The organism is Mucilaginibacter sp. PAMB04274 (genome assembly GCF_039634385.2).
Classification (GTDB): Bacteria; Bacteroidota; Bacteroidia; order Sphingobacteriales; family Sphingobacteriaceae; genus Mucilaginibacter.
In genome coordinates, this window is record NZ_CP155081.2 from 1208472 (window position 1) to 1234273 (window position 25802).

Genomic DNA, 25802 nt, shown 5'->3' on the forward strand with positions numbered 1-25802 from the left:
ATAAGCTTTACAGGCTTACTTAAGTGAATTAAAGTTTATAGTTAGAACAAGGATAACAATTATTTAATATATCTGAAATCCTGTCCGGCTTCAATATTTAATAAAGTTTCATAAATGAGGCGTATTACGTTGTCTACGTCTTCTTTATGTATCATTTCGACTGTTGTATGCATGTAACGCAAAGGCAACGAAATAAGCGCTGAAGGCACACCGTCATTTGAGTATGCAAAAGCATCCGTATCTGTACCGGTTGAACGTGATGACGCCTGGCGCTGAAATGGGATGTCTGCTTTTTGAGCCGACTCGATTAATAGCTTGTTCAGGTTGTTTTGCACAGCCGGTGCATAAGAAATAACCGGGCCGCGGCCACAAGCCAGATCGCCCTGCGTGATCTTGTTAATCATTGGCGTTTGTGTATCGTGGGTAACATCGGTTACAATGGCTACGTGCGGTTTAATTTTGTGAGCAATCATTTCGGCACCACGTAAGCCTATTTCTTCCTGCACGGCATTTACAATATACAGACCAAAGGGTAGCGTCTTGTTATTTTCTTTCAACAGGCGAGCTACCTCAGCTATCATAAAGCCGCCAGCGCGGTTATCCAGCGCACGCCCCATGTAGTAGCGGTTGTTTAATACCGAGAACTCATCCTCATAAGTTATAACACAACCTACATGTATACCCATAGCTTCAACCTCTTCCTTAGAAGTGCAGCCGCAATCCAGGAATATGTTTTTCAACGTGGGCGCTTCTTCTTTGTCGCCGCCCTGGCGGGTGTGTATAGCAGGCCAGCCAAAAACAGCTTTTACAACGCCTTTGTCAGTATGTATGTTAACCCGTTTCGATGGCGCTATCTGGTGGTCGGAGCCGCCGTTGCGTATAACGTAAATCAAGCCATCGCTGGTAATGTAATTCACAAACCATGATATTTCATCGGCATGTGCTTCAATTACCACTTTGTATTCAGCTTCAGGGTTAATGATACCTACAGCAGTGCCGTAGTTATCTACATAGTAAGTATCTATGTACGGTTTCAGGTATTCGAGCCAAAGTAACTGGCCTTTCCACTCAAAGCCGGTAGGCGAGGGGTTGTTTATATATTTCTCAAAAAATGAAAGGGAAGTATCGTTTACAACAGCTACATGCTGAGGCTTATTATCGTTTTCTTGTTCAGACATAATGTGTATTTACTTGTTTATCAGGTAGCAAATATAATAAAGCTGCTGACATTGAGTTTGCCGGACTTGTAGTACCACGAAAGCTCAAATTTGTTTGTAGTTTAATATAAACTTAATAGGTAACCTGTTGTTTTGTGATGAGTAAAATTTCAGGAGTTAATAGTTTTCTGGAACCGGTTTGTGGAGACAAACCGGTTCTTTTTATATAAGCGGTTTTTCCATTACCACATATTCGATGCCGTTCTTATTAAAAGGATAGCCTGTTTGGACAAAGCCCGCTCTGGAATAAAAGCCTGTAGCCGATAGACGGGCATTGCACCAAATGCGTTCACCAGCCTGGGCCAATGCAAAATGGCTGATGTATTGTAGCAGCTGCAAACCAATGCCCTGATTCTGTAGTTGTGGGTCTACCGCAAACTTGCGAAACTGGAAATCGGTGCCATCTTGAAAAAGCGATACCACACCAACCAGTTTATCCGGGTAAAAAGCGCCAAAGTGCACGCCGTAATCATCTTCGTCCATCTCCATGGTATGCAGGGGCGCTTCAGGATATAAAGCACCACGACGTAGCCTCCAGGTTAACTCTGGCCTTATTTGCTCTATATGTAAATTATCCAATTTTAATTTGGTTAAACAATTGTTACGGTTTTGTAATTATAGGGAAATCGCAATATTTTTATGACAAAAAAAAGCTATAATTGCAGTTGATGAAAATCAGGACTAACAAAGTTTTTGTTTGCTTGCTGTTTATGACCATCTTTCTTACAAAGTTGATCATATCTATAGCTCCTGCGTTTTTATCGCTTAATAACAAAACTGTTAGTGCTGTAATTATGCAGCTTGAACAGGAAAGTAAAAACGAAAAAGACGATCCTGATAAGGAAGGCAGCAAAGAAAAAAAGTTTTTTGATGAAGACTGCATGTACGCCTTTCAAATAGTGCATGAGCCATTAATCATTAACACGTTAACAACGCTCAACCCCGAGCTCTGCCTTTATCAGCAAATTTACCACTCTTCGGTACCCACACCGCCTCCCGACTGCAAAATAGCGTAAGCCCTACAGGCTTAGTTTACTTTGTAATAGTACTTTATTTAATAAGGCTTTTCAATAATTGTCATGGCGCAACAAGGGTCGGCTGCAGGTGGCTTGCATCTGCAAAAATATTTCTTGTCTAAAAATTTAAAGAAGGATATTCCGGCAAGTATTGTCGTTTTCCTGGTGGCTTTACCGCTATGTTTGGGTATCGCCCTGGCATCGGGTGCACCGCTTTTTGCCGGTTTGTTAACCGGTATTATTGGCGGTATAGTAGTTGGCACGGTCAGCGGTTCACAACTGAGCGTGGCAGGCCCTGCTGCTGGGTTAACGGTTATTGTGTTAACGGCAATTGGCAAACTGGGTTCTTACGAGGCCTTTTTGCTAAGTGTAATGATAGCTGGTGTATTCCAAATACTGCTGGGTGTAATTAAAGCCGGCACAATAGGTAATTACTTTCCCTCTGCAGTAATTGAAGGTATGCTGGCGGCTATCGGTTTAATACTGATATTGAAACAGTTTCCGCACGCAGTAGGTTACGATGCAGATTTTGAAGGTGATGAAGGTTTTATGCAGGTTGATAAGGACAATACCTTTTCGGGTATATTGAGTGCCGTGTCTAAAATTAATTATGGAGCTGTGATCATCAGCCTGGTATCGCTGGCATTGATGATTTACTGGCCCAAAATTAAGAAGGTAGCCCTTGTACCTGCGCCACTGCTGGTGGTACTGGCCGGTGTATTACTAAGCACTTTGTTTGCCGGCACCAGCTTTGCGTTGCGCGATAAACAGTTTGTACAAATACCCGTTGTGGATGGTATTGGATCTGTCCTCTCCTTGTTCAAGTCGCCTAATTTTTCGGAGATAACCAATAAGCAAGTTTGGATTACTGCCTTTACCATTGCTGTAATAGCCAGTTTGGAAACACTGCTCAGTTTAGAAGCTGTGGATAAGATCGACCCTATAAAGCGTATATCTCCCACTAACCGCGAGTTGATAGCACAGGGTGCGGGCAACATTGTGAGTGGCCTTTTAGGCGGTTTGCCCATGACTGCCGTTATTGTGCGTTCATCAGCTAACGTAAATGCCGGTGCACGTACCAAAACCAGCGCTGTTTTACACGGCTTTTGGTTGCTGTTGTCATTCCTGTTTATACCTACGCTTATTAATTTGATACCACTATCGTGTTTAGCGGCTATACTGCTGGTAACAGGTTACAAGTTGGCTCGTATAGCTTTATTTAAGCATATGTGGCACAAAGGATGGAGCCAGTTCATCCCCTTTGTGGTTACCATTGTGGCCGTACTGCTAACCGATTTGCTGATTGGTGTAGGGATAGGCATGCTGGTAGGTATATTCTATATACTGCGTACCAATTTGCGTAACCCTTACTTTTATCAAATTGATTGCAAGGAAGACAAAGAGGTAATTCGTATCAAACTGGCCGAAGAAGTATCCTTTTTAAATAAAGCCGCTATACAAGTAACGCTAACCAGCCTGCCGGCCGAGTCGCATGTGGTTATTGATGGTTCCAACTCACGTTATATTGATGTTGACGTGTTGGAGATCATTCATAATTATAAGCACAACGCCTTTACCAAAGGCATCATAGTAGAACTTTATGAGATAAAAGACAGGTATGATGTACCTGCATTTAAGGAATTAAAGTATAAACAACCAGTATAATCACTGTAACTCTTTGGTAAGTCAGCGCTCTTTTCATCTACCTGGAAAAGCAAGCACAGAAACTAATATTTTGAATGACAAAGCATAAACTATTGCTTATATCCAAATAATAAAATAATAAGTACATCCGGGTACACGGCTCTACCAACATGCAACGGTGTTAGTTGAAGCTCATTTAGTAGTTGTAACATTTACCATTTGCCGTTAACGTCGTTACAGCGCTTTGTTCCCAAACAGCACGGTTGGTTAAGTGGGTAAAGCCAAACTTAAAGAATCGAAAACCGGATTACTGTTCTCCAATTTTTAATAATGAAGAAACATCATCACAAGGAAATACTTACACCGTGGCAAAGGCTTGTGCGTATTTTGCACTACGAGCGTTCAACCATTAACTACATATTTATTTACGCAATGCTTATAGGCCTCATAGGCCTTACATTGCCTTTAGGTACTACTGCCGTATTCAATTTGTTATCAAACGGCGCGTTATACAGTTCTACTTACCTCCTCATAGCCGTAATTCTGGTGGGCATAATTATTGGTGGGTTGCTCCTCATCGGGCAGTTATCACTGGTTGAAGTAATTGAGCAAAAGATATTTGCCAAAACTGCACTTGAATTTGCCTATAGGCTGCCACGCATTAAAAAACAAGCGTTGGCTGATGAGAATCCGTCGGAATTGGTAAACCGATTTTTTGATATACTCACCATTCAAAAGGGGTTAACCAAGTTGCTGGTTGAAATTGTTGCAGCTGCAGTTCAGATCTTTTTTAGTGCTATACTACTGTCTTTTTATCACCCGTTTTTTATCGCATTTGGTATCCTTGTTATACTGTTTGTTATCTTGATACTATGGCTGTATTTCAAGTCGGGTGTTGAAACCAGTATGGAAGAATCTGAATATAAATACGAGGTTGTTGCTTATCTTGAAGAAGTAGCTGCCGATTTAGACCCTTACCGCAACAGCGCTGAGAAGCGGCGGGAAGTTGTTGAAACGACTGACGAAATTACCGCCAACTACCTGCAAGCCCGTAACGACCACTTTGCTATCCTGAAACGCTTTTTTGTAAGTGCGGTTGCCATACGCACTATCCTCATGGGTGGACTGCTATTACTGGGATCTTACTTTGTGGTAACGCGCGAAATGTCATTTGGCCAGTTCGTGGCAGCAGAAGTTATTGTTGTTCAGATTAGCTATGCGATAGAAAAGCTTATGACCAATATGAACACTGTATTTGACATGGTTACCGGTAGTGAAAAGCTGGCTATAGTAACTGATTTAGAGTTACAGGAAGGAGAGTTGAGCCATGAGTAAAAAGCAGAATATTACTGAGGTAATGGAAAACTGGGAGCAGCTATCCGAAAAATCGGTTCAGAAATTAATGCCGGCCAAAGGTGCGCGTTTGCTGGGCCGCATACTTATTGCCGTACTAATCCTCTTTATCATTATTTTAATGTTGCCCTGGCGGCAAACCATACCCGGCAGGGGTACTGTAACAGCCTTGCGGCCGCAAGACCGGCCGCAGACGGTGCAAAACCAAATTGGGGGCCGTATTGAGCGCTGGGCGGTTAGCGAAGGACAGGAAGTAAAGAAAGGTGACACTATACTTGTGTTATCAGAAACCAGCCAGTCGTACTTTGATCCGGAATTGCCCGAAAGGTTAAATGAGCAGCTAACTGCTAAACGTGGAAGCGAAGTAGCCGCAGTTCAGAAAATAGAGGCAGGCAATGCGCAGATTGCGGCGCTAACCAACGGCTTACGCTTTCAGTTAAGTGCGGCCGAAAATAAAGTAAGGCAGGCTAAAAACTATGTTGACATTGACAGCGCTGACTTAGTGGCTGTTCAAAATTTTTACGACATCAGCCAGGCACGGCTTAAGCGTTATGAAGCGGGTTACAAAACCGGTTTGTTTTCGCTTACTGATATTGAGTCGAGAAGGCTCAAACTTCAGGAAGATAAAGCTAAAGTGATCAGTCAGCAAAATAAGCTCAATAATTCCAAGCAAAATCTAATCAACGCACGTATTGATCTGGATAATATCCGCGCCAAATATCAGGAAACGCTGGCTAAAGCCCAGTCTGACCTGGGTTCGGCCATATCTGGCCGTGCCAGTGTGCAGGGTGAGATTGCCAAACTGCGTAATGATATTGCCAACATATCTATCAGGCGTAACTTGTATGTGGTACGGGCGCCGCAAAGCGGGTTTGTGGTAAAAACTTTAAAAGCAGGTTTAGGCGAAAATATTAAGGAAGGCGAATCTATAGCCACCCTGCAGCCTAAATCACCACAGGTGGCTGCCGAAATTTATGTAAGCGCAATGGATGTTCCGCTTATACTGGATACCAGCGATGTAAGGCTTCAATTTGAGGGCTGGCCATCAATCCAGTTTTCGGGCTGGCCATCGGTTGCGGTAGGGACGTTTGCCGGCAAGGTCTTTTCTATTGATAAGGTTAGCAGTTCGGGTGGAAAGTATCGCTTGTTAATAAAGCAAGCTAACCCGGTTCCAACCAAAGATGAGCCCTGGCCGCCGCAATTGCGTCAGGGATCGGGCGTGTACGGCCGTGTAATATTACGTTCGGTACCGGTATGGTATGAAATATGGCGGCAGCTTAACGGTTTCCCGCCCAGCCTGGAAAAGGAACCTGATACCGGTAGCAAGGATAAAGAAAAAGAAAAGAAAAGTTAGTAGCATCTGACAGAAGAGAATATGAAGATACTGAAAGTAAGAACTCATATGATTGCTCTGTTACTGCCGCTGCTGTTATTGCTACATTCAATGGCAGTTAGTGCCCAAAACAGGCAAACTATTGATACCAATAAAATATTTGCGCTTGATGATTTGCAAATGATGGCGTTTAGGTACCATCCCATCATAAAGCAGGCTGCGCTTTTAACAGATGCCGCAAGGGCAAACGTGTTACAATCTTTGGGATATTTTGATCCTAACATAAAGGCTACTTTTGGCCGTAAGCTTTTTGGCGGTACCGATTATTACAACCACTGGAACAGCGAGCTTAAAGTGCCGCTTTGGCTGGCCGGTGCCGACCTGAAAGTAGGGTATGACCGTAACGTAGGTTATTATACCAACCCCGAAACCCGTACCAGCCTGTCGGGCTTAACAGGTGTTGGCTTGTCAATTCCGCTCGGCCAGGGTCTCCTGATCGATGCCAGGCGCAGTACCTTAAGGCAGGCAAAAATAATGGTACAGTACGCGGAAGCCGAAAGGGTGAAGCAGATAAACAGTACGTGGTATGCCATAGCTAAAGATTATTGGAGCTGGTACTATGCATACAGGCAATTAATGCTGACCCAAGAAGGGGTTGAACTAGCGCAACGACGGTTTAAAGCGGTAAGCGCTCAAACCCAAATTGGCGATAAGGCTCCCATTGATTCTGTAGAGGCTTATGTTACGGTACAGGAGCGGCTCATTCAGTTTGAAAAGAATAAGATTGAATTAGCCAACGCCCGTTTGATACTATCTAACCATTTGTGGAATGAGCAAGGTAATCCGCTGGAACTGCCACAAGATGCCGTACCACAGGTGTTAGATGGGAACGTACAGCATGTAAATAAAGTTGTTTTGGATACACTGGTGGCCCAGGCGGCCGTACAACACCCTGAGCTGGTCAAGCTCCGTTCAAAACGAGGCCAGCTAGCCATTGAACAGGCGTACCGGCAGGAGTTGCTTAAACCAAAGATTAATGTTAGCGGAACCCTGATATCCAGCCGCAGATCGCTGAATAGTTATGTACCCGATTATTATGATTTTAATTGGAATAACCATAAAATAGGTCTTGATTTTTCTTTTCCGTTATTTTTGCGTGCCGAAAGAGGTAAGCTCCGGGAGGTGAAAATTAAGCAACAGGAATTGGATTTCGACCTGCAGCAATCCGGGCGCGAGATCAACAATAATATCCGCACAGCGTATAACGATTTGCAGGCCTATGAATCGCAATTAGCGGTACAATTGCAGAGCGTTAAAAACCAGAGTTTACTGTTGCAGGGTGAAAACCAAAAGTTTGAACTTGGCGAGAGCACGCTTTTTTTAATTAACAGCCGTGAAACTAAATTAATTGATATGCGGATCAAACTGGAAAGTATGATCTCGGGTTATCAGAAAACCTTGGCCGAGCTTTACTATAAGGCGGGAACGCGCCAGATGCTTTAGTTGTTAATGTGGCTGGAAATATTGCTGTGCCTGTAAAATGTATTTTACTTAATAACATATTAATAACAAACCAAATTGAATTTATATCATGGACAATCAACCAATTCATTTAAGTATTCATGACACCAGTCACATCACTTACGAAAGTTTGCTGGAAGGTAACCAGAAGTTTGTAGAAGAGGCGTTACAGGAAGACCCGCAGTTTTTCCAAAAGTTGGCAAACGGGCAAAAGCCACCGGTACTATGGATTGGCTGTGCCGATAGCCGGGTGCCTGCCGACCGTATTACCCGCACTAATCCGGGTGAAATATTCGTGCACCGTAACATTGCCAACGTAGTAGTGCATACCGATTTAAACTTGTTATCGGTGCTTGATTATGCCGTAAATGTGTTGAAAGTTAAGCATGTTATTGTAGTTGGTCATTACGGTTGTGGAGGCGTGCAGGCTGCAATGGGTAACCAGCAGTTTGGCCTGATTGATAACTGGTTGCGCGTAATTAAAGACGTTTATAACAAGTATTCGACTGATTTAAGCGAGATTACTGATCCGAAGGAGAAGTTCGATAAAATGGTTGAATACAACGTAATTGAAGGAGTAAATAACCTTTGTAAAACTACTATAGTACAAGGCGCTTGGGCAAAAGGCCAGGAACTGCATGTTCACGGTTGGGTTTATGCCTTGGATACAGGTTTGATAAAAGACTTGAAAGTGGGCGCGAGCGACAGCAGTGCAATGGGTGACGTTTACAAATTTGTTTAACAACTGTTAGCAACCATCATGAAGAGCAGGCCTTATGGGCCTGCTTTTTTTATTGGCGTATTTATCGTATCTTTGTGTTATCAGTCCACTATAATTAATCCCGGATTGCTAAAACTCATCATGATACTGTACTGTCTGTACAGCTTTATATACGTTATTCATTTTACATGTTATTTCAAGATTTAAATTTAATAGAGCCTATTCTTAAAGCGCTTAAAACCGAAGGATATACTCAACCCACCCCCATACAGGAACAAGCCATACCTATTATATTACAGCGAAAGGATTTGCTTGGCTGTGCACAAACCGGTACCGGTAAAACAGCGGCTTTCTCCATCCCTTTGCTGCAAATACTGCACGAGGAACGTACACAGCATAAGGAACAAAAAACTATAAAAGCCTTAATATTAACGCCAACCCGCGAGCTTGCTATTCAGATTGATGAAAGCCTGGCAGCGTATGGCCGTCATACCGGCTTAAAACACATGGTTATTTTTGGCGGCGTGTCACAAAACCCGCAAACAGATGCTTTAAGGCGTGGTATTGACATATTGGTGGCTACGCCCGGCCGTTTACTGGATTTAATGAACCAGCGCTTTGTGCATCTTGATCATATCAAGTTTTTGATATTGGACGAAGCCGACCGTATGCTGGATATGGGCTTTGTACACGATGTTAAAAAAATCATTGCCAAGGTGCCTGCCAAGCGTCAAACGCTTTTCTTTTCGGCTACCATGCCTAAAGAGATACAGCAACTGGCCGACACGATTTTAAATAAGCCCGAAAAGGTTGAGGTTACACCGGTATCTTCAACTGCAGATACCATACAACAGGAGGTATTCTTTGTAGAAAAAGGAGATAAAAAAGCCCTGCTTAATCACATTCTGCAAGATAAAAGCATACAAAGCGTACTGGTATTTACCCGTACCAAACACGGTGCCGATAAAGTTGTAAAAGATTTGAGCCGTGTAGGTATCACAGCCGAGGCTATACATGGCAATAAATCGCAAAATGCGCGGCAGCGTGCGTTGAGTAACTTTAAGGCCCGTACTACAAGGGTATTAGTAGCTACCGATATTGCAGCACGTGGTATTGACGTGGAGGAATTAACGCACGTGATTAATTTTGAACTGCCCAACGTGCCCGAAACCTACGTACACCGCATTGGCCGTACAGGTAGGGCAGGTGCCAGTGGTATTGCATTTTCTTTTTGCGATCACGAGGAAAAAGATTTTCTGAAAGACATTCACAAGCTGATTGCCAAAACCATCCCTGTGAATGATGCGCACCCTTATCCCATGAAACAAATGAACACGGTAGATCGCATTCGCGAGCAGATGAGTAATGAAAAGCCTGGACAAGGCGGCCGTTCATCCAACAATCACCGTAATGGCAAGCGCCGTTTTGGGAACAGTAACGGTAACAGCCGTAGCGGCGGAAGCAGGGCTGATACGTCATCAAAAAATTAACAGTCAGATAGTTGTAGGGTTCAATTTTTCGATTTACATTTATAATGAATTTGAAATCACCTTTTAATATGAAACGGGCAATTGATTTGTTTAAGAACAAGTTTTTCCTGGTAACTGTAGTATTTGTGGTATGGATGCTGTTTTTTGATAAGAACGATCTGTACAGCCAGTATGAGCAACGGCAACAGTTGAGCAAGCTGGAACAGGAACGCGACTTTTACACTAAAGAGACCGCTCAGGTATCCAAGGAGCTTGATGAGTTAAGCTCTAATCCGCAAAAGCTTGAGAAATTTGCCCGTGAAAAGTATTTGATGAAACGCGCTAATGAAGACGTTTTTGTGATCGTAAAAGAGAAGAAGAAAGAAGACTGATATTTTCACTTTATACAAAATCAAAAAAGGCACAGTGATGTGCCTTTTTTGATTTAATACATTTTGGGGCAGGCTAACTGGGAATAAAATATTCCGTATTCATTAGCGAATATATTAGAGTTGTTTGATGCACATTATTTACAAAGGTAGCTCTTATCATCTTTGTAAGATCACTTACATAAAAGCTTTGGCTGTTAGCAGCAAGAAAGAACAGCAGAAAAGTAACAGCATTAGTATAAATTACTTCATTAGAATAATGTGGGATAAAATTTAGTCCCTAAAAGAGAATGCTGTTTTAACTAATCATACCCACTTATATTATACCATATAAGCTGCCGCCCTTTTGAGCCATCTTATCTACTAACTTTTCTACAGCCGGGTCCTTTTCTAACACGGGTGCGTGGTGAGGCTTAATGCGGGCGTTAATGATAAGCGGGCCGTTGCAGCCCCAGTGCTTATGCTCGGTAAAACTGCGAATACCATAAATATCGTGTGAGGGGTTACTGCGGGTAAAGGTTACCCACACCAGGTTATTGATGTTTTGTGCGGTAAAGCCAGCGTTATCGCATAGCACTATTAATGGCAGGCCTGTAAGGTTTTCATCTTTCAAATAATCATCTAAAATGCTTAAAGCATTTGTTACATCATCTTCGTGCAAGTGCTTGTCAATTTCAATAGCCAATACGCCAGGCATAGCCATTTTAAATACATTAAATGGTCGTGGCAAGCTAAAACCGGCAGGCAGCTCGGTCCACAACTCACGCTTCTTTTCGCCGGCTACGGCTATGGCTACCTTGCTGCCGCTGTTGAGGCCGCTGCCGCTGTAGTCAAGCGTATCAATGGTGGTCCGGGTGTAAAAGTGAAGGTCGCGGGTTAAATCAACACGCTCAAGCACATGTTTCAAAAAGCCGGTAATGTCATTAATGTTCAAATCCGGGTTGTCTTCCTTTGCTGCAATAAATAAGTACTTAGCCAGGCTCAGCTGATTCTTGCCCAAAATGTGATTGGCAATGGTAAGTATCTCCTGCGGGCGGCGCTCTTTCAGGTAAGGCGTGTAACGCTCACTGCCAATAGCAAACAATAAGGGGTGCACACCGGCGGCATCTACAGCATTTACGGCATGTAGTCCGGGTATTTCTGATGGCAGGGCTGAGCCGGTTATTTCATGTATCAGCGCACCAAAGCTGGTATCTTCCTGTGGTGGGCGGCCTACCACCGTAAAAGACCATACAGCATCCTTACGATGGTATACGTTATGCACCCTCATTAACGGGAAAGGATGAGTTAAGCTATAGTAACCCAAATGATCGCCAAAGGGGCCCTCGGGTTTGTTTTCATGCGGCATCACCGTACCTGTAATTACAAAGTCAGCATCGGCCGATATACAAAAGCCTTCAGCATCATAAAAGTACCTGAACCTGCGGTTTCCCAATGCACCTGCAAATGTCATTTCTGATAGCCCCTCGGGTAAGGGCATAACGGCCGCTACCGGATGCGATGGCGGGCCACCTACAAATATGCTGACCTTAAGCGGCTGCCCTTTAGCGTTGGCCTTAGTTTGATGCACTCCAATGCCTCTATGCAATTGGTAATGCAGGCCTATCTCTTTATCAGTTATGTAATCATTGCCGCCCAACTGTATGCGGTACATGCCTAAATTGGCATTCAGGATACCTGGTTTGTCGGCATCCTCTGTATATACCTGTGGCATGGTTACAAAAGGACCACCATCCATGGGCCAATTTACCACCTGAGGCAAGGCGCTTATTACTGTGCGACCAAAATTGATAGGGGCGCTTTTGCCAGTTTTCATGGGCAGGGCTGATAGTGCAGTGAGTGCCACATTGGCATAGCTAAAAGGCCTTCTAATTGCTTTTATCGGGTCGGTCTTTAAATCAACCAGCGTTTTGATTTTCTCCAGCGTATCCCTAAAAATGAAGCGTGAGCGATCAAGCGTACCAAACAGGTTAGATACGGCGGGGAACTTACTGCCTTTTACATTTTCGAATAAAATGGCTGGTCCCTGATGTTCAAACACCCGAAGGTGAATAGCGGCCATTTGCAGATAAGGATCTACCTCTTCTTTAATGCGTATTAAATGACCGTTTTTTTCCAGGTCGGTTATGCAGGCTGGTAAGCTTGGGTATCCCATGTTGCAGATGAAGTTTAAACGTTCAAAACTACTTAAAATATCAGCGCAATAAGTTTATAGAGCCACAGGGTTTACCTTTTTATGAAACTATTTGAATGTTAAAACGTGGTTAAAGAAAGAATATTAACCTTATGGAAACTACGGCATTGAGATTAAGCGCAGAAATGGATTTCAAAGTTCCTGTGCAAGTGTTATATAAAGCTTGGGTAACTCCCGAAGACTTGAAACAGTGGTGGCATCCATCAGAAAATCATTTACAAAATGTGGAGCTCGATATTCAGGAAGGTGGGCAGTTTAAGTACGAGTTTATGGGAAAAGATGAACAACCTTCGCTTACCATAACCGGTGATTATAAAGAAGTAAAAGAAAATGAAAAGCTAGTATACAGCTGGAACTGGACTGTGCCAACCGCCGAATTCAAACCCAGCGAGCATTTGCTCTCCATTATGTTCGTATCGGAAGGTGAAGGCAGCCGGATTAAAGTGGTGCAGGAAAACTTTCAGAGTGAAGAATCTATTAACCCACACCAGGAAGGGTGGGAAAAGGCCTTGAATGATTTACAGGCCTATTTAAATAAGTAAGCTTAAATTAAATTTGATAAATTGGGCAGTGCATTTATTCGTGCACTGCTTTTTTTATGTCTATCAAAAAATTATCGGCCGTTTTCAGTGTGCTGGCTTTAAGCACTTCATTAGTTGCCGTTGCGCAAAGTAATAGCGGTAACAAGTTATTCAGCGCTGCTACTTACACTAAATATGTAAAAGAGCTGTCGGCGGATGATTTGCAGGGCCGCATGCCTTTCAGTGCCGGCGAAACCAAGACTATAGCTTACCTGGAGCAGCAGTTTAAGGCATTGGGTCTTCAGCCAGGTAACAAAGGCAGCTATGTGCAGGAAGTACCCATGGTCGCTATCAGCTGCAATCCTAACCCCTCAATGACCCTTGGGCAGCAGGATAGAGTGCCGAATGCTGACTATCAATTGCAAGGCCTGAGGGACTACGTATTGTGGACACGCCGGACAGAAAGTAACATTGACGTTAAGGGGGAACTGATTTTTGCCGGCTTCGGCATAACAGCTCCTGAGTATAACCATGATGATTATGCCGGACTTGACGTAAAAGACAAAATTGTAGTAGTGCTGGTAAATGACCCTGGTTACTATGATGCCAAACAGTTTAAAGGCAAAGCCATGACTTACTACGGCCGTTGGACCTACAAGTACGACGAGGCTGCACGGCACGGCGCCAAAGGCTGCTTAATTATACATGATACTGGCCCAGCTGCTTATGGCTTCGGCGTGGTGCAAAACAGCTGGAAGGCTACCAAATTATATCTGGATAACAGGGGCCATGAAACATATAAGTGTGCTATTGAGGGCTGGCTCTCGATGGATGCTGCCAAGTTAGTATTTGGGGGAGAAAGGGCTTACAAAGCAATGCTCGAAAGTGCACTGCAACCAGGTTTTAAGGCTAAGCCGCTTTCGCTCACCTTGAATACATCATTAGCCGTAACAGCCACCTACAAAAAATCGCACAATGTAATAGCCACTATACCGGGCAGTAAAAAGCCGGATGAGTGCATTATTTACTCGGCCCACTGGGATCACCTGGGCATAGGTAAGCCCAACGCAAAAGGAGATACCATCTACAACGGTGCCGTTGATAATGCCAGCGGCACGGCTGCCTTGCTCGAACTGGCCCGCGTATTTAAAAGGAGCAAAAATAAGCCCGCCCGTAGTATCGTGTTTCTGTCGGTAACGGCTGAGGAGCAGGGGTTGTGGGGATCTGCCTGGTATGCCGAGAACCCGGTTTTCGCCAAAGAGAAAACTGTGGCCGATATTAATATGGATATGTTTTACCCGTATGGCAAAACCAAGGATATTGGATTGATAGGCTTTGGCCAGTCAGAGCTGGAAGATTACTTGAAGGAAGTTGCCAAAGGGCAGGGCCGTTACATCGCACCCGAATCTGACCCGTCTAAAGGCATGTACTTTAGGTCTGACCATTTTAACTTTGCCAAGATTGGCATACCTGCCCTTTACACCGAAAGCGGTATAGATCTAGTGGGCAAAGGCAAAGCAGCCGGCACTCAGCTGCATGATGATTTTACTGCCAAAACCTACCACAAACCATCAGACGAATACAATGCCACCACCTGGGATGTAAGCGGAACCATACAGGATTTGCAATTGCTTTATGCCGTGGGTTACAAACTCGCTTACTCCACCACGCTATGGCCTAAATGGAAAGCAGGTTCGGAGTTTAAAGCTATACGTGATAAATACAGGAAGTAACAGTTTTGTAAGGCCGGGAAACATTACCGGCCTTTGTTTTTTTCTGGTCTGAACAGGATTTAACGTAAAAGAATATGCCTACCCAAACCAAGCCTTTTAGCAGGAAGAACATAAAACCGGCAAAGCCTATACGTTTAAGCCATTTTATCATTGAGTTGATATATCAATACAAATTAATAATTTATTCTATCATCAACCAAGTGCGCTACAGTTTGTTGTCGCTAAAAAGATTTTATGGCCGACAATAATTCAAACCTGATAACCGAGTTGCATAAACTGATGGATGGAGGTACAGCCCATGCCGGTTTAGATGACGCCCTGAAAGATTTGCCAGCGAGCCAGCGCGGCGAGAGGCCTTATGGGTTGCCTTATAGCATATGGCAACTGGTAGAACACATACGCATTGCGCAATGGGATATGCTGGAATTTTGTAAAGACGGCAACCATCAATCGCCTAAATGGCCAGACGAATACTGGCCTAAAGAAGCCGCGCCGGCCAGCGAAGATGATTGGGACCGCTCAGTAACGCAAATTAAAACAGATTTGCACGAATTGATGGAGCTTGTTGGAACGGAAGATCTGTACAAGCCTATTCCGCATGGTAGCGGGCAAACTTTGTTGCGTGAGGCATTACAAGCTGCCGATCATACTGCTTACCATACCGCCGAAATTATTGTATTGAGGCGCTTGCTGGGCAGCTGGAAATCTTAACCCAGGCCGGTTAATACCCGCACAAAACATAGCATTATTGTAAGGCTTATTTAAGGGCCTTAACAAAGTCAACCACTGCGCCTACCAACTCGGTTTTGATAGGCAGGTTGGGCTGATTGTAGGTGGCTATGTTGGCTGGCGCAGCTAATGGTGCGTCTTTAAGTACATAATTCATCCCCGGAATGATAACCAGTTTGGCATCCGACTTGGCTTTCTTTAGCTTTTCGGCATCGGCAACGCTCACCTGTACATCATTAGCGCCTTGTACAAGTAGCACCGGTACTTTTACTTTTTTAATCTCTTTCGTAGGATCAAATCTCATCCAGGTCATGAGGTAAGGTTGCACACTCACGCGGGCAATGCTGTATAAAGCCGGATCAACCTGATCGTAGGTTTTCCCTTTGCGCAAACTATCGGTAATAGTTTTAAAGCCTTTTGTAATATAGTCGGGTTGCGATTTTAGCTGTTCGGTAATAATCTTGTCGGCTGTCATGCTTTCGCCTTCAACCGAAATAAAGGCGCTTACCGGCTGGCCTGCCGTTGAGAGCATACCTACCAAAGAGCCTTCGCTGTGCCCAAGTATCACTACTTTCGAAAAACGCGGATCATCATGCAATTGAGTTATCAGCGCTACCGCATCGTCAACATAATCATCAAAACGTAGTTGTGCTTCGCGGGTGGAGCTAATGGTTTCGCCAACCAAACGTTTATCATAACGTAGTGAAGCAATTCCGTTTTTTGCCAGTTCGGTTGCCAGTAGCCGGTAACTATTAGTGGTTTGGTTTACTTTAGGTTTGTTGCCGTTGCGGTCGGTGGGCCCAGCGGCTGCTATAATTAACACAACCGGCACTTTACCAGTTACTTGTTTAGGCATAGCCAACGTTCCGTGAATAGTACCCGATAGGGTTTTTAGTTCTAAAGGTGTTTCTGCCGTATTAGGGTCATTGGTATTAGTAGCAGTAGTAGCCTGTGTTTCTGGTTTCAGGTTGTCGAATAATAGCCCGCTTATCTGGTGGGCGGTGTTCATGCTAACTTTCATAGCCAGGCTCGATTTCTGGAAATCAGCTTTGTAAGTGGCTACGTTATCGCTCATGCTCATAAAGGTGGCCTTTTGTATACCACCTAACTGTGTTTGCAGTTGTCCCAGCATTTGCCGGTTCTTCTCCAACGGTAGTTCCTTTTTTACCTCAGGAGAAAACATCAGGAAAATACTATCTGCCTGGTTGCGGTTGTAGTATAGCATAAACTTATTTAGTGCCGCACGGTAGTTGCCTGGTTCAGTTTGTGCCAGTGCGGGTAGTAAGCTTAAAAGGAGACTGCTGAGCAGAAGTAATTTTTTCATCATCAAAATATGCTATCAAAAATGCGGCTTGTTACCCGGCATGACCAGTTAACGCACTACCTATTATAATGGCCAACACCAGGAGCGTTAAGCCCGTGTACAGCCAATCTTTCTCTAACGCAAAACCAATGGCCGAAAATATAATGCGGATCACCGGTGTAGCAATCAGCAATATAATACCAGCTTGTATAATAGCCCTGCCCCTTAGCGTTAATATGCCATGCCATATGCCTAACGGCGTATGCACAAAGTCGGGAACACCTTTAAACTGGCTGTATTGCAACACCTCGGTGCCGTGCCTGTACAAATATAAGCAGCCACCTGCAAAAACAACAAACATGGATATGATCACACCCAGGCGCAGTATCCAGCCGATAATGTGCTGTATATCTATATCAGTTGTTGATTTTTGGCTAAGCATAATGAGTTAAATTTTGTGAGTTATACCGTTGTAAATCATTTGCGCGGCCAAAAAAGTTACTATAACAGCAAATACCCACCGTACCCATTGCGAGGATTGCGTATGCACCAGTATTTTGGAACCGGTTAATGCACCCAGCAATACGCCAATTACTACCGGCATAGAAAGACCTGGATCGATATACCCGCGCTGTAAATACACTACGGCGCTGGCTGCGGCTGTAACGCCTATCATGAAATTACTGGTAGTGGTTGATACCTTGAAAGGGATGCGCATAATGCCATCCATCGCCACAACCTTTAATGCGCCCGACCCGATGCCTAGCAGGCCCGATATAATACCGGCAAACAGCATCATAAAAAAGCCGCCGCCTACGTTTACCACGCCGTATTCAACCAAGCCATCCTGGGTAGGGTAGTGGCTGTTTAGTTTCAGCTTTTCGGCCAGTTGGCTTTTGTGCTGGTTTATGTGTTCTTTTTTCTCTTTAAGCGACATCAGGGCCGAGAAGATCAATATCAGTCCGAAAACTATAGCAATAACACTGGTTTGAATGTGCAGGGCAAGCATAGCGCCTACCATGGCCCCGATAGTAGTGGCAATTTCCAGGAACATACCCAGCCGTATATTGGTGATGCCTTCCTTAACATAGGCCGCTGCAGAACCGGAGGATGTAGCGATAACCGATACCAATGATGCACCAATGGCGTAATGAATGTTAACGTTGAGCACCAGGGTAAGCAGGGGTATGATAACCACACCGCCACCCAAACCCGTTAAGGAGCCGAGTAAGCCCGCCAGGTACGAGCCGGCTAAAATTATAAGAGTTACTGCCAGTACCGTCATGCCGGCGGCTAAGGTAGCAAATTAGCCGCAAGGGGCAAGTAACAAGATGCAAGACAGACAGGCAGCCCCATTAAAATGCCTCGTTCAATCCCAAAAAGAAACCTCGGGCGCCAAACTTTCCAAAAGCATAATCTAAACAAAGATTAGTACGGGTAGCTTTGTTGAAAAGTACGCGCAGGCCACCGCCATAGCCGGGCTGCCATTTTTCAAAGAGCTGCGTACCGGCATCATCATTAGCGGTTTGCAGGTGGTAAAAGGCTACGCCGCTCAGAAACTTGTTACGGGTTATAGGGAAGCGATATTCGGCTTCGGTATAAAAATACTGGGTGCCTTTAAAATAACCGATGGTATAACCACGGCCGCTCCGCAGGCTGGGATCTTTGCCGGTGCCAGGTAAATCGAGGTAAGGTAGTGCCCCGCTTAATACGTACGAGCTCCAGTTCCATAATGCAATCACATGCTCGGGATGCCGTTTCGATAAACTGATATATTTCCGCAAATCGTAGGTAAATTGTACGGCATTTTTGCTGCTGGCCATCCAGCGTTGGTTAATCCTGAAGCCGGCATCAGCATAAATGCCTTTATAAGCCCGGTTCTGATTGTCGCGGGTGGTATATTCTGCACTAAAAAGTAAGCCGTTGGAAGTGTAATTATTCAGGTCGAACCCGTTGCGGTCGCTATAAATATTATAAGGTGTTAGGTTGGTAGTCGATATCCGGTCTTCTATACTTCGTCTGATATCGAACGATGCGCCAGCGCCCACAAACAGGTTGGGATAAACCTGCTTATACACCTTCTCGCGAATGTTGAAGTAAATGGAGTGGAGCACGTATCCTTTACGTGCAGGGTTGGCCAGTACCTGGTCGGCCGTGCTGCCTTCGGCACTTTGGCCAATACCCAATCCAAAATCGGGTGTAACGGTTTTGGCTACAACCAGGCTACCCTGCAGGTTCCACTTATTTTGTGGCGTAAACACATTGTGGTTAACGTAAAAATAAATGATGCCTTTAGTAGTAATAGATGCAGAGGTTGCCGCTACCGACATTAAGGTGCGCGGATCATTACCCAACTTACGGCCGGCTACCGCTTTGATACCAATTTGCGAACCAATGCTGGGGTTAGAAGCGATGTTTGGAATAATGGTAATGCCTGATTTCTTTTTCAACGAGTCGGGCTTTCTGCCCGGATGAAAGATGGTCGTGAAAAGGTCGCCTACGTCATATTGCTTGTAAAGCGTATCCACTACTTTGGGTTGGCCCAAACGTGCACGGCGCAATGAATCGGCCTTTAGCGAATCGACCGGTGTAAGCTGGGCATAACTGCAAAACGGCATTACTGCAAGCAGAAATGCAAATAAGAAGTTTAATTGTAGTTTAAACGTTATGTAAACGTAATTGCGCTGCCTCATCCGGATGAATTACTGTGTGTTATCTAAAACCTCACTTGTTTCTTGAAAAGACGAAGAAACCATAGAAATGTTTTAGACGGCAACAGTTCATAACGAGCTGATGACAATACTAACCGTTAACGTGCCTGCAGAAATATTTAACTAAGAGAGACTGGCGTTCTCAGCCCCCATATCGGTTATATTGGTGGCTGGTACTTCGCATGGGTAGCCAAACAAGCAGCGTTCTTTAATCATGGTGGCTACTTCGGCCGGTACATATTCTTCCCAGCCATCTGCTCCCTGTTTTATCAGTTCCAAAACTTTATCTGTCTGTACATGCAGGTTGGTTTCGTTATAATGCCTTATATCCTCAATCTTGTCATTGGCAATCAGGTAGCGGTATAAATCAATAAGGTGTGGCGGAAGCGTAAACTTAAGGCAGTTCCAGATCAGGCCATCGCGCAGGGTAGGGTAAACAAACAGTTTTACCTTACGGCTAAACAGCGTAGCGAACGATTCGAGGATACCGCCCGGCAAATTCTGATAATGCTCCTCCGAGAAGATATATTCGAGGTTAGGATAGCCTAAAACCACGCCTACCTTTAATTTGGTAATTTTGGAAAGATAGGCCACCAGTTTATAATATTCATGAAAATTGGAGATTAGCACCGTTTGGCCTAACGAACATAAAATGTCAACCCGGTCTAAAAAGTCTTTTTCATCAATATCGGCCGTTTCATCGGCATTACGTTCTTTCAGGGCTTGCAGCGTAAGCTCGGTAACCACCACAACCTTGCTTTCGTCCACATCGGGTTCTTGCATAAATTGCTTTACACCGGTGTTGAGCATATCTAAATGCACATTAATCAGCGGCCTGAACCTGCCGCGTATAACCACCATGTGCTTTTTATATAACACCTCTGATGGTTGCATGTTCTTGCCATCCGGACCAAACAGGGCAGCGTCACTAAAACCGTACTTAACCAAATGTAAGCTCATCAGGCGGTTGTCTACCTTGGCAAACCTTGGCCCTTCAAAGCGCACCATATCTATCTGGATGCGGTCTTTAGATAAGTCATCCATCAACGACATCAGGAAAACTGATGGTGTTTCATTATAATAAAAACAGGCATATATTAGGTTTACACCTAATATACCTACAGCTTGCTGCTGCAGGTTGGCATCGTTATCAATTAATTTTACGTGTATAACTACTTCGTGGTACTCGCCATTGGGTTCTAACTGAAAGCGTACACCCATCCAACCGTGGCCCTCGTTGGTTTTATGGTAATTGAGGGTTGAGAAGGTGCCCGAAAAGGCAAAAAATGTTGAGGTGCTTCCGCGTTGTTCGGCTAACCGTTCTATCATTAGCCCGTATTCGCGCTCCAGCATGGCTATGAGCCGCTGCTCACTTACATAGCGTTTTACTTTTTGTACGCCGTAAATGGCGTCAGAAAATATCATGTCATAAGCCGACATGGTTTTAGCCACTGTGCCCGATGATGCGCCTGCCTTAAAAAAGTGCGCCGCAACATCTTGCCCTGCGCCAATTTCGGCAAAAGTGCCATAAATTGCAGGGTCCAGATTAATGGTTAGGGCTTTATGTTTGGTACCGATGTTTTTATTGTAGCTGGTGATCATAGACTAAAGTATAACCGATATAATTGATAACGGTTTTTTGCTGCGAGTAGCATAACCTGATAGAACAACGCAAAAATACACCTTTTTACTGAAAGGACGGAGCTTAGGTTAAGATAAGCAATTATTGCCGACAGATGATCGGTTTGCTTGTAAGGCGGAAGGCTATAAAGGTTTAAGCCTGGTTAAGCGGTTTTACGCACAGCTTTATAAATCTTCATTCTTCAGTAGCGTCATCACTATTCATTTGCTCATGATAGCGAATGATTTTGTGCAGCACTTCAGTTGCGATGTTGAAATCATCTTCGCCAACCAGTAGCTTGTAATTAGCTACCAGGTTAGATAGCCTCAGGTTTGCGGCCTGTACAAATTGCAACCCTTCATCGGTTAAATTAATTTGGTAGCTTCTTTTATCGTTTGATAAGGGCTGCGTGCTAATCATACCCTTGTTTTCCAACTCTTTTACCGTGCGGCTCATGGCCTGCTTGGCCGTAAGCGACCGCTTAGCAATCTCGGTATTGGTACTGCCCTTGGTACTGATGTTGAATATAAGCGGCATATAGGAAAGCTTTAACTGCCCTTGCCCCGGCCTGATGCTTTGATGTGACCATATATCGAGGTGCTTTTTGGCAATATATACCAGCCGTGCCCAATTTTTATCGTCGTTATGTTCCGGAAAATCTTTTTTGCTTTTGGATTCCATCATGCTTAATTAATAAGATAGTAAACAATGTTTACTATTTTGCGTTCGATAGGAAGGTTGCTATTTAAATTCAATGATGCAACCTGCAACAATAAAACAAAGATTACTTAAATAGTTATGGAAAAAATAATTCTGGTTGCAGGCGCTACCGGCAATCTGGGTGGCCGCATTGTAAAAGCCTTACTTAAACGCGGTGCAAGTGTACGTGCAGTAGTACGTTCAACAACCGACCCGGTAAAAGTAAATGAGTTTAAGGAAATGGGAGTGGAGGTGATGGAAGCAGATTTGCTTAATAAGGCGGAAATTACGGAAGCATGTATGGGCGTCTCTTGCGTAATTTCGGCTGTGCAAGGTTTGCGCGATGTGCTGATTGATATGCAAGGGGTGTTGGTAGATGCTGCTGTTGCGGCAGGTGTGCCACGTTTTATTCCGTCAGATTTTGCATCAGACTTTACACAGCAGCCCATGGGCGAGAATCGCAATTTTGACCTGCGTAAAGAGTTTATGGAACGCATAAATCAAGCTCCCATAGCCGCAACTTCTATCTTAAACGGTGCTTTTGCAGAAATATTGGGTTATGGTACGCCTGTGCTGGACGTACGTAAAAAGACAGCTGGCTATTGGGATAATGCCGACTGGCTGATTGATTATACCACCATGGATAATACGGCCGATTTTACAGCAGCAGCAGCTTTAGACGATGCTACGCCAAGAATACTGCACATTGCCAGCTTTCAGCTTACACAAACCCAAATGGCTGTTGTTGCCAGCAAAGTAAAACAGGAAGAATTTAAGCTGATAAATATGGGTACTTTGGAAAGCCTTGCCGCCTATAACAAAGCCGAAAGGGCGGCCCATCCCGAAGGCGAAAATGAAATTTATCCACGCTGGCAAAGCAGCCAGTATATTCAGAGCATGTTTACCATACAAGCCCGGCCGCTCGATAATGACCGCTATCCGGACGTTAACTGGACAAGCGCTGAAGAAGTAATTGCCGGTTTTTAATTACTGCTCGGTTATTTAAAAGAACCGGTCTTTACTGCTTACGTGGTTACACCGGTTCTTTCAGTTAACGCTTATTTTAGTATGCCAGGTAAATCCCAAAGTACCAGGTCCACGTTATAAACAGTACCTGCAGAGGTATGCGGAACCATAGATAGCTTAAACCGTTGCCGGTGTAGTCTGCCCTTTCTAAATTAACATGCTCACGGGCTGCTTTGATATTGCCGGGCAGTATTAGTACAAAAAAAGCCACAAGCAGGATGGCCATTATGTTGGTAGCAGCCGGTATGAGTAAGCCAATACCTGCTATAACTTCCAATACACCCGTACCGTAAACAATGGCTTTTTTGTTTGGTAGTGCCTTGGGCAGCATGAGCGCCATACCCCGCCAGAATACAAAGTGGGCAACTGAAGTAAAAACCAGCATGGCGGCCATTGCTCTACGTCCGCTTAGCAATAGGGCAACTTGCCCGCCACTAAACCAGGTAAGCAAACAACTTAAACCAAACACACCTAAAAGTACAAAAAGCGGTTTCATAGCGTAAAGTTAGGCTGGACAATAATGGTGCTAATGCCTTTCCGGACGAATGGTAGGAAACAGTTGCTGAATAGTTTTGTACGCCGTAAATTGGTACAGCATGCCTGGGCAGCTGGGCTTGCTGACGACGCAATACTGCTATTCAACTACTCATTGGCAAGGTGTTTCAACAACATTTTTACGGACCTCCCCTAAAAGCCTAATACATTATTTGCTAAAATTTAAGTAGTGTTTACTCACTGACGCAAATTTGTCACTAAACTTTTAGAATGTTGATAGGCAAAGTGTTTCAGAAGAGGCGCATGCCAGATGGAACACCCTTTTTAACCTGTTCAAAGTATGTTTTAACAAGGGGTACTAAGGCGTGGTTACGGCAACCGGCAGTACCTTGCCATTAAAAAACTTATGACCGGTAATAGCAAAATCGGCAATGTACTTACCCATTTCAAAGGCCATCACCGGCGATTGATAATCCGGAAAAGCTTTTTCCAGCATCTCGGTTTGTGCCGAACCCAAAGCCAGGCAGTTTACGCTGATCTGCTGATCGCGCAATTCGAGTGCCAGGCACTCGGTAAGTGTGTGTAGTGCCGCTTTACTGGCAGAGTAAGCCGATAATCCGCCAAACTTAATACTACCGGGAAAGCCACCCATGCTGCCAATATTTACAATATGGCTGCCCTGAGCCATTTGCGGCAGCAGGTTTTGTATCATACGCACATGCCCCAGGTAATTGCTTTGCAGCATTTCAACAAAGTCAGTCTCGTCGGTTTGGTTAAATGGTTTGTTAATTAAAGCGCCGGCGTTATTAATAAGTACGTCAATCTTACCCTCAAAGCGGCTGTTCACAAACTGCTGCAAGCCGTCGTAATCATCATGTACAATATCAAACGCAACAGGATACAAAGTGCACTCCGGGTTTAAACCCTTCGCAATTTCCAGTAAACGGGTAAGCTTATCCTGTGAACGGGCCAATGCAATTATTTGATGGTTGTTGGTTAGCGCAAGTTCTATTACTGCCTCAAAACCCACGCCGCTGCTGGCACCTGTAATAACAATGTTCATAAACGTTTTTGCTAAAATGCTTTTTAGAAAAGCCTTATCAATCAACAGTAAATTATTGTACTGGTTTTTGGGCCAGTTCCTCGTCCTCGTCCACAACCGGCGGTACGCCTTCTTCCAGCTTATCCTCCCGGAAAACATAGTACACACCTACTAACGATACAATTGCCGATATAACATAGAACGACAGGCTTACAAACACAGCAAGATTGGCATTCATATCAAATATGGTAGAAAGCCAGGTGAAGATATACTCTCGCGCACCCAAACCACCCAATGTAAATGGAAATACCGCAGCCAATGATGACATTAGAAAGCTGAGCAAATAAGGGGCAAACTTACCATCAAAATGCAAGCCCAGCAGTACCATTAAAACCGTAAGTACCTGCAGCGATTGTACGCCTACTGCTTTAATATGTGCCTCAAAGAAATAATGGGTATATTCCTTAAAAAAGCGCCGCGCTACAAAGTAGTAAACAGCTGTGCCCGCTAAAAAAATAGTGAGTGGAATAGCAATATGAATTTCAACTTGCGGTACGAATAGAATTAGTGCTACCGTAATTAACCCAATAGCCCAAAAGCCGCTTAAACGGTCAAACAATATAGCCCAAAATACTTTTTTAGCAGGTAAGTTGTACCGTTGGTTAAGCAGGTAAATTTTATAGCCGTCGCCGCCAATGCCGCCTGGCAGGCACAGGTTATAAAACATACCTAATAAATAAAGCCGCAAGTTGAAGGCAGTACCCAACCTGAGATGAATGGATTTAAAAAAGCTTAATAGCCTGGATGCCGATACAATAGTAGATGTAAAAAAGCATAACAGCGCGGCCAGCATCCACCAGGGATTAGATTGTAGGATCAAATTTTTGACCTTGCCAATTTCAATTTTGCTAAAAACGTAGTAAAGTAAAGCCGATGTAACTGCAAGCTTAAGCAGCAGTTTGGTGATGCTCCATAAAGTATCTTTCCAGGTTTTCGGCTTCGTGACAGTTTCTTTATCAGTCATTTCAACGGCAAAACTATGAAAAATCGCTGAAAAGTGAATAC

At 44.2% G+C, this 25802-nt stretch carries 24 protein-coding genes; 12 read left to right on the plus strand and 12 right to left on the minus strand.

What is annotated here, in order from left to right; translation table 11 throughout:
- Positions 1-59: 59 nt before the first annotated feature.
- Both ABDD95_RS05005 and ABDD95_RS05010 read right to left on the minus strand, forming a co-directional pair.
- The gene (locus ABDD95_RS05005; protein ID WP_345950802.1) at positions 60-1178 is read right to left on the minus strand and encodes a M42 family metallopeptidase; all 1119 of its coding nucleotides are present in this window, start codon (positions 1176-1178) and stop codon (positions 60-62) included.
- Positions 1179-1379: 201 nt separating this feature from the next.
- Positions 1380-1796 carry a GNAT family N-acetyltransferase gene (locus ABDD95_RS05010; protein WP_345950803.1) on the minus strand — a complete coding sequence of 139 codons (417 nt, stop codon included), beginning with the start codon at positions 1794-1796 and terminating at the stop codon, positions 1380-1382.
- Positions 1797-1927: 131 nt separating this feature from the next.
- Here ABDD95_RS05010 and ABDD95_RS05015 point away from each other — a divergent pair, with 131 nt between their 5' ends.
- The 8 genes from ABDD95_RS05015 to ABDD95_RS05050 all read left to right on the plus strand — a co-directional run bounded on the left by ABDD95_RS05015 (position 1928) and on the right by ABDD95_RS05050 (position 10666).
- On the plus strand, positions 1928-2233 hold the full coding sequence (locus ABDD95_RS05015) for a hypothetical protein (RefSeq protein WP_345950804.1): 306 nt from the start codon (positions 1928-1930) through the stop codon (positions 2231-2233).
- 63 nt (positions 2234-2296) lie between these two features.
- Positions 2297-3898 carry a SulP family inorganic anion transporter gene (locus ABDD95_RS05020; RefSeq protein WP_345950805.1) on the plus strand — a complete coding sequence of 534 codons (1602 nt, stop codon included), beginning with the start codon at positions 2297-2299 and terminating at the stop codon, positions 3896-3898.
- 309 nt (positions 3899-4207) lie between these two features.
- Complete coding sequence (locus tag ABDD95_RS05025) at positions 4208-5212, plus strand: ABC transporter ATP-binding protein (RefSeq protein WP_345950806.1); 1005 nt, start codon at positions 4208-4210, stop codon at positions 5210-5212.
- Positions 5205-6584, plus strand: coding sequence for a biotin/lipoyl-binding protein (locus tag ABDD95_RS05030; protein ID WP_345950807.1), 1380 nt, complete (start codon positions 5205-5207; stop codon positions 6582-6584). Before ABDD95_RS05025 ends, ABDD95_RS05030 begins: the two co-directional genes overlap by 8 nt.
- 21 nt (positions 6585-6605) lie before the next feature.
- Positions 6606-8066 carry a TolC family protein gene (locus tag ABDD95_RS05035; RefSeq protein ID WP_345950808.1) on the plus strand — a complete coding sequence of 487 codons (1461 nt, stop codon included), beginning with the start codon at positions 6606-6608 and terminating at the stop codon, positions 8064-8066.
- An 88-nt stretch (positions 8067-8154) separates the two neighbouring features.
- On the plus strand, positions 8155-8826 hold the full coding sequence (can, locus tag ABDD95_RS05040) for a carbonate dehydratase (RefSeq protein WP_345950809.1): 672 nt from the start codon (positions 8155-8157) through the stop codon (positions 8824-8826).
- Positions 8827-8993: 167 nt separating this feature from the next.
- On the plus strand, positions 8994-10295 hold the full coding sequence (locus ABDD95_RS05045; protein WP_345950810.1) for a DEAD/DEAH box helicase: 1302 nt from the start codon (positions 8994-8996) through the stop codon (positions 10293-10295).
- A 68-nt stretch (positions 10296-10363) separates the two neighbouring features.
- Positions 10364-10666, plus strand: coding sequence for a septum formation initiator family protein (locus ABDD95_RS05050; RefSeq protein WP_345950811.1), 303 nt, complete (start codon positions 10364-10366; stop codon positions 10664-10666).
- 313 nt (positions 10667-10979) lie between these two features.
- Here the strand turns inward: ABDD95_RS05050 and ABDD95_RS05055 are convergent, their stop codons facing one another.
- Positions 10980-12818, minus strand: coding sequence for a UbiD family decarboxylase (locus ABDD95_RS05055; RefSeq protein ID WP_345950812.1), 1839 nt, complete (start codon positions 12816-12818; stop codon positions 10980-10982).
- 131 nt (positions 12819-12949) lie between these two features.
- Between ABDD95_RS05055 and ABDD95_RS05060 the strand changes: the two genes are divergently transcribed.
- From ABDD95_RS05060 to ABDD95_RS05070, 3 genes are all read left to right on the plus strand, one after another.
- Positions 12950-13399 (plus strand): SRPBCC family protein, encoded by a 450-nt coding sequence (locus ABDD95_RS05060; protein ID WP_345950813.1) that lies wholly within the window; start codon positions 12950-12952, stop codon positions 13397-13399.
- A 56-nt stretch (positions 13400-13455) separates the two neighbouring features.
- Complete coding sequence (locus tag ABDD95_RS05065; protein WP_345950814.1) at positions 13456-15111, plus strand: M28 family metallopeptidase; 1656 nt, start codon at positions 13456-13458, stop codon at positions 15109-15111.
- Positions 15112-15345: 234 nt separating this feature from the next.
- Positions 15346-15822 (plus strand): DinB family protein, encoded by a 477-nt coding sequence (locus tag ABDD95_RS05070; RefSeq protein WP_345950815.1) that lies wholly within the window; start codon positions 15346-15348, stop codon positions 15820-15822.
- Between the two features lie 46 nt (positions 15823-15868).
- Here the strand turns inward: ABDD95_RS05070 and ABDD95_RS05075 are convergent, their stop codons facing one another.
- From ABDD95_RS05075 to ABDD95_RS05100, 6 genes are all read right to left on the minus strand, one after another.
- Positions 15869-17164: an alpha/beta fold hydrolase gene (locus tag ABDD95_RS05075; protein ID WP_345950816.1), complete on the minus strand. Its 1296-nt coding sequence runs from the start codon at positions 17162-17164 to the stop codon at positions 15869-15871.
- Between the two features lie 31 nt (positions 17165-17195).
- A complete protein-coding gene (locus ABDD95_RS05080) occupies positions 17196-17585 on the minus strand; it encodes a DUF1634 domain-containing protein (RefSeq protein WP_345950817.1) in 390 nt (129 codons plus the stop codon).
- 6 nt (positions 17586-17591) lie between these two features.
- Entirely contained in the window at positions 17592-18428 is an 837-nt protein-coding gene (locus tag ABDD95_RS05085) for a sulfite exporter TauE/SafE family protein (protein WP_345950818.1), read from the minus strand.
- Positions 18429-18498: 70 nt separating this feature from the next.
- Complete coding sequence (locus ABDD95_RS05090) at positions 18499-19761, minus strand: BamA/TamA family outer membrane protein (RefSeq protein WP_345950819.1); 1263 nt, start codon at positions 19759-19761, stop codon at positions 18499-18501.
- Between the two features lie 216 nt (positions 19762-19977).
- The gene (locus ABDD95_RS05095) at positions 19978-21456 is read right to left on the minus strand and encodes a TonB-dependent receptor (protein WP_345950820.1); all 1479 of its coding nucleotides are present in this window, start codon (positions 21454-21456) and stop codon (positions 19978-19980) included.
- Between the two features lie 214 nt (positions 21457-21670).
- A complete protein-coding gene (locus tag ABDD95_RS05100; RefSeq protein WP_345950821.1) occupies positions 21671-22159 on the minus strand; it encodes a MarR family transcriptional regulator in 489 nt (162 codons plus the stop codon).
- Between the two features lie 114 nt (positions 22160-22273).
- Between ABDD95_RS05100 and ABDD95_RS05105 the strand changes: the two genes are divergently transcribed.
- On the plus strand, positions 22274-23161 hold the full coding sequence (locus ABDD95_RS05105) for an NmrA family NAD(P)-binding protein (RefSeq protein ID WP_345950822.1): 888 nt from the start codon (positions 22274-22276) through the stop codon (positions 23159-23161).
- Positions 23162-23237: 76 nt separating this feature from the next.
- Here ABDD95_RS05105 and ABDD95_RS05110 read toward each other — a convergent pair whose 3' ends face one another.
- The 3 genes from ABDD95_RS05110 to ABDD95_RS05120 form a co-directional block, all read right to left on the minus strand.
- Positions 23238-23696 (minus strand): hypothetical protein, encoded by a 459-nt coding sequence (locus ABDD95_RS05110; RefSeq protein WP_345950823.1) that lies wholly within the window; start codon positions 23694-23696, stop codon positions 23238-23240.
- Positions 23697-24053: 357 nt separating this feature from the next.
- Positions 24054-24758, minus strand: a complete 705-nt coding sequence (locus tag ABDD95_RS05115; RefSeq protein WP_345950824.1) for an SDR family oxidoreductase — start codon at positions 24756-24758, stop codon at positions 24054-24056.
- Between the two features lie 52 nt (positions 24759-24810).
- The gene (locus ABDD95_RS05120) at positions 24811-25761 is read right to left on the minus strand and encodes a lysylphosphatidylglycerol synthase transmembrane domain-containing protein (protein ID WP_345950825.1); all 951 of its coding nucleotides are present in this window, start codon (positions 25759-25761) and stop codon (positions 24811-24813) included.
- Positions 25762-25802: the final 41 nt, after the last annotated feature.

Bases quoted from the DNA above. Each gene is read 5' to 3' on its own strand.
- ABDD95_RS05005 (WP_345950802.1), bottom strand. From the start codon at position 1,178: ATGTCTGAACAAGAAAACGATAATAAGCCTCAGCATGTAGCTGTTGTA.
- ABDD95_RS05015 (WP_345950804.1), top strand. From the start codon at position 1,928: ATGACCATCTTTCTTACAAAGTTGATCATATCTATAGCTCCTGCGTTT.
- ABDD95_RS05020 (WP_345950805.1), top strand. From the start codon at position 2,297: ATGGCGCAACAAGGGTCGGCTGCAGGTGGCTTGCATCTGCAAAAATAT.
- ABDD95_RS05025 (WP_345950806.1), top strand. From the start codon at position 4,208: ATGAAGAAACATCATCACAAGGAAATACTTACACCGTGGCAAAGGCTT.
- ABDD95_RS05030 (WP_345950807.1), top strand. From the start codon at position 5,205: ATGAGTAAAAAGCAGAATATTACTGAGGTAATGGAAAACTGGGAGCAG.
- ABDD95_RS05035 (WP_345950808.1), top strand. From the start codon at position 6,606: ATGAAGATACTGAAAGTAAGAACTCATATGATTGCTCTGTTACTGCCG.
- can (WP_345950809.1), top strand. From the start codon at position 8,155: ATGGACAATCAACCAATTCATTTAAGTATTCATGACACCAGTCACATC.
- ABDD95_RS05045 (WP_345950810.1), top strand. From the start codon at position 8,994: ATGTTATTTCAAGATTTAAATTTAATAGAGCCTATTCTTAAAGCGCTT.
- ABDD95_RS05050 (WP_345950811.1), top strand. From the start codon at position 10,364: ATGAAACGGGCAATTGATTTGTTTAAGAACAAGTTTTTCCTGGTAACT.
- ABDD95_RS05055 (WP_345950812.1), bottom strand. From the start codon at position 12,818: ATGGGATACCCAAGCTTACCAGCCTGCATAACCGACCTGGAAAAAAAC.
- ABDD95_RS05060 (WP_345950813.1), top strand. From the start codon at position 12,950: ATGGAAACTACGGCATTGAGATTAAGCGCAGAAATGGATTTCAAAGTT.
- ABDD95_RS05065 (WP_345950814.1), top strand. From the start codon at position 13,456: ATGTCTATCAAAAAATTATCGGCCGTTTTCAGTGTGCTGGCTTTAAGC.
- ABDD95_RS05070 (WP_345950815.1), top strand. From the start codon at position 15,346: ATGGCCGACAATAATTCAAACCTGATAACCGAGTTGCATAAACTGATG.
- ABDD95_RS05075 (WP_345950816.1), bottom strand. From the start codon at position 17,164: ATGAAAAAATTACTTCTGCTCAGCAGTCTCCTTTTAAGCTTACTACCC.
- ABDD95_RS05080 (WP_345950817.1), bottom strand. From the start codon at position 17,585: ATGCTTAGCCAAAAATCAACAACTGATATAGATATACAGCACATTATC.
- ABDD95_RS05085 (WP_345950818.1), bottom strand. From the start codon at position 18,428: ATGACGGTACTGGCAGTAACTCTTATAATTTTAGCCGGCTCGTACCTG.
- ABDD95_RS05090 (WP_345950819.1), bottom strand. From the start codon at position 19,761: ATGCCGTTTTGCAGTTATGCCCAGCTTACACCGGTCGATTCGCTAAAG.
- ABDD95_RS05095 (WP_345950820.1), bottom strand. From the start codon at position 21,456: ATGATCACCAGCTACAATAAAAACATCGGTACCAAACATAAAGCCCTA.
- ABDD95_RS05100 (WP_345950821.1), bottom strand. From the start codon at position 22,159: ATGATGGAATCCAAAAGCAAAAAAGATTTTCCGGAACATAACGACGAT.
- ABDD95_RS05105 (WP_345950822.1), top strand. From the start codon at position 22,274: ATGGAAAAAATAATTCTGGTTGCAGGCGCTACCGGCAATCTGGGTGGC.
- ABDD95_RS05110 (WP_345950823.1), bottom strand. From the start codon at position 23,696: ATGAAACCGCTTTTTGTACTTTTAGGTGTGTTTGGTTTAAGTTGTTTG.
- ABDD95_RS05115 (WP_345950824.1), bottom strand. From the start codon at position 24,758: ATGAACATTGTTATTACAGGTGCCAGCAGCGGCGTGGGTTTTGAGGCA.
- ABDD95_RS05120 (WP_345950825.1), bottom strand. From the start codon at position 25,761: ATGACTGATAAAGAAACTGTCACGAAGCCGAAAACCTGGAAAGATACT.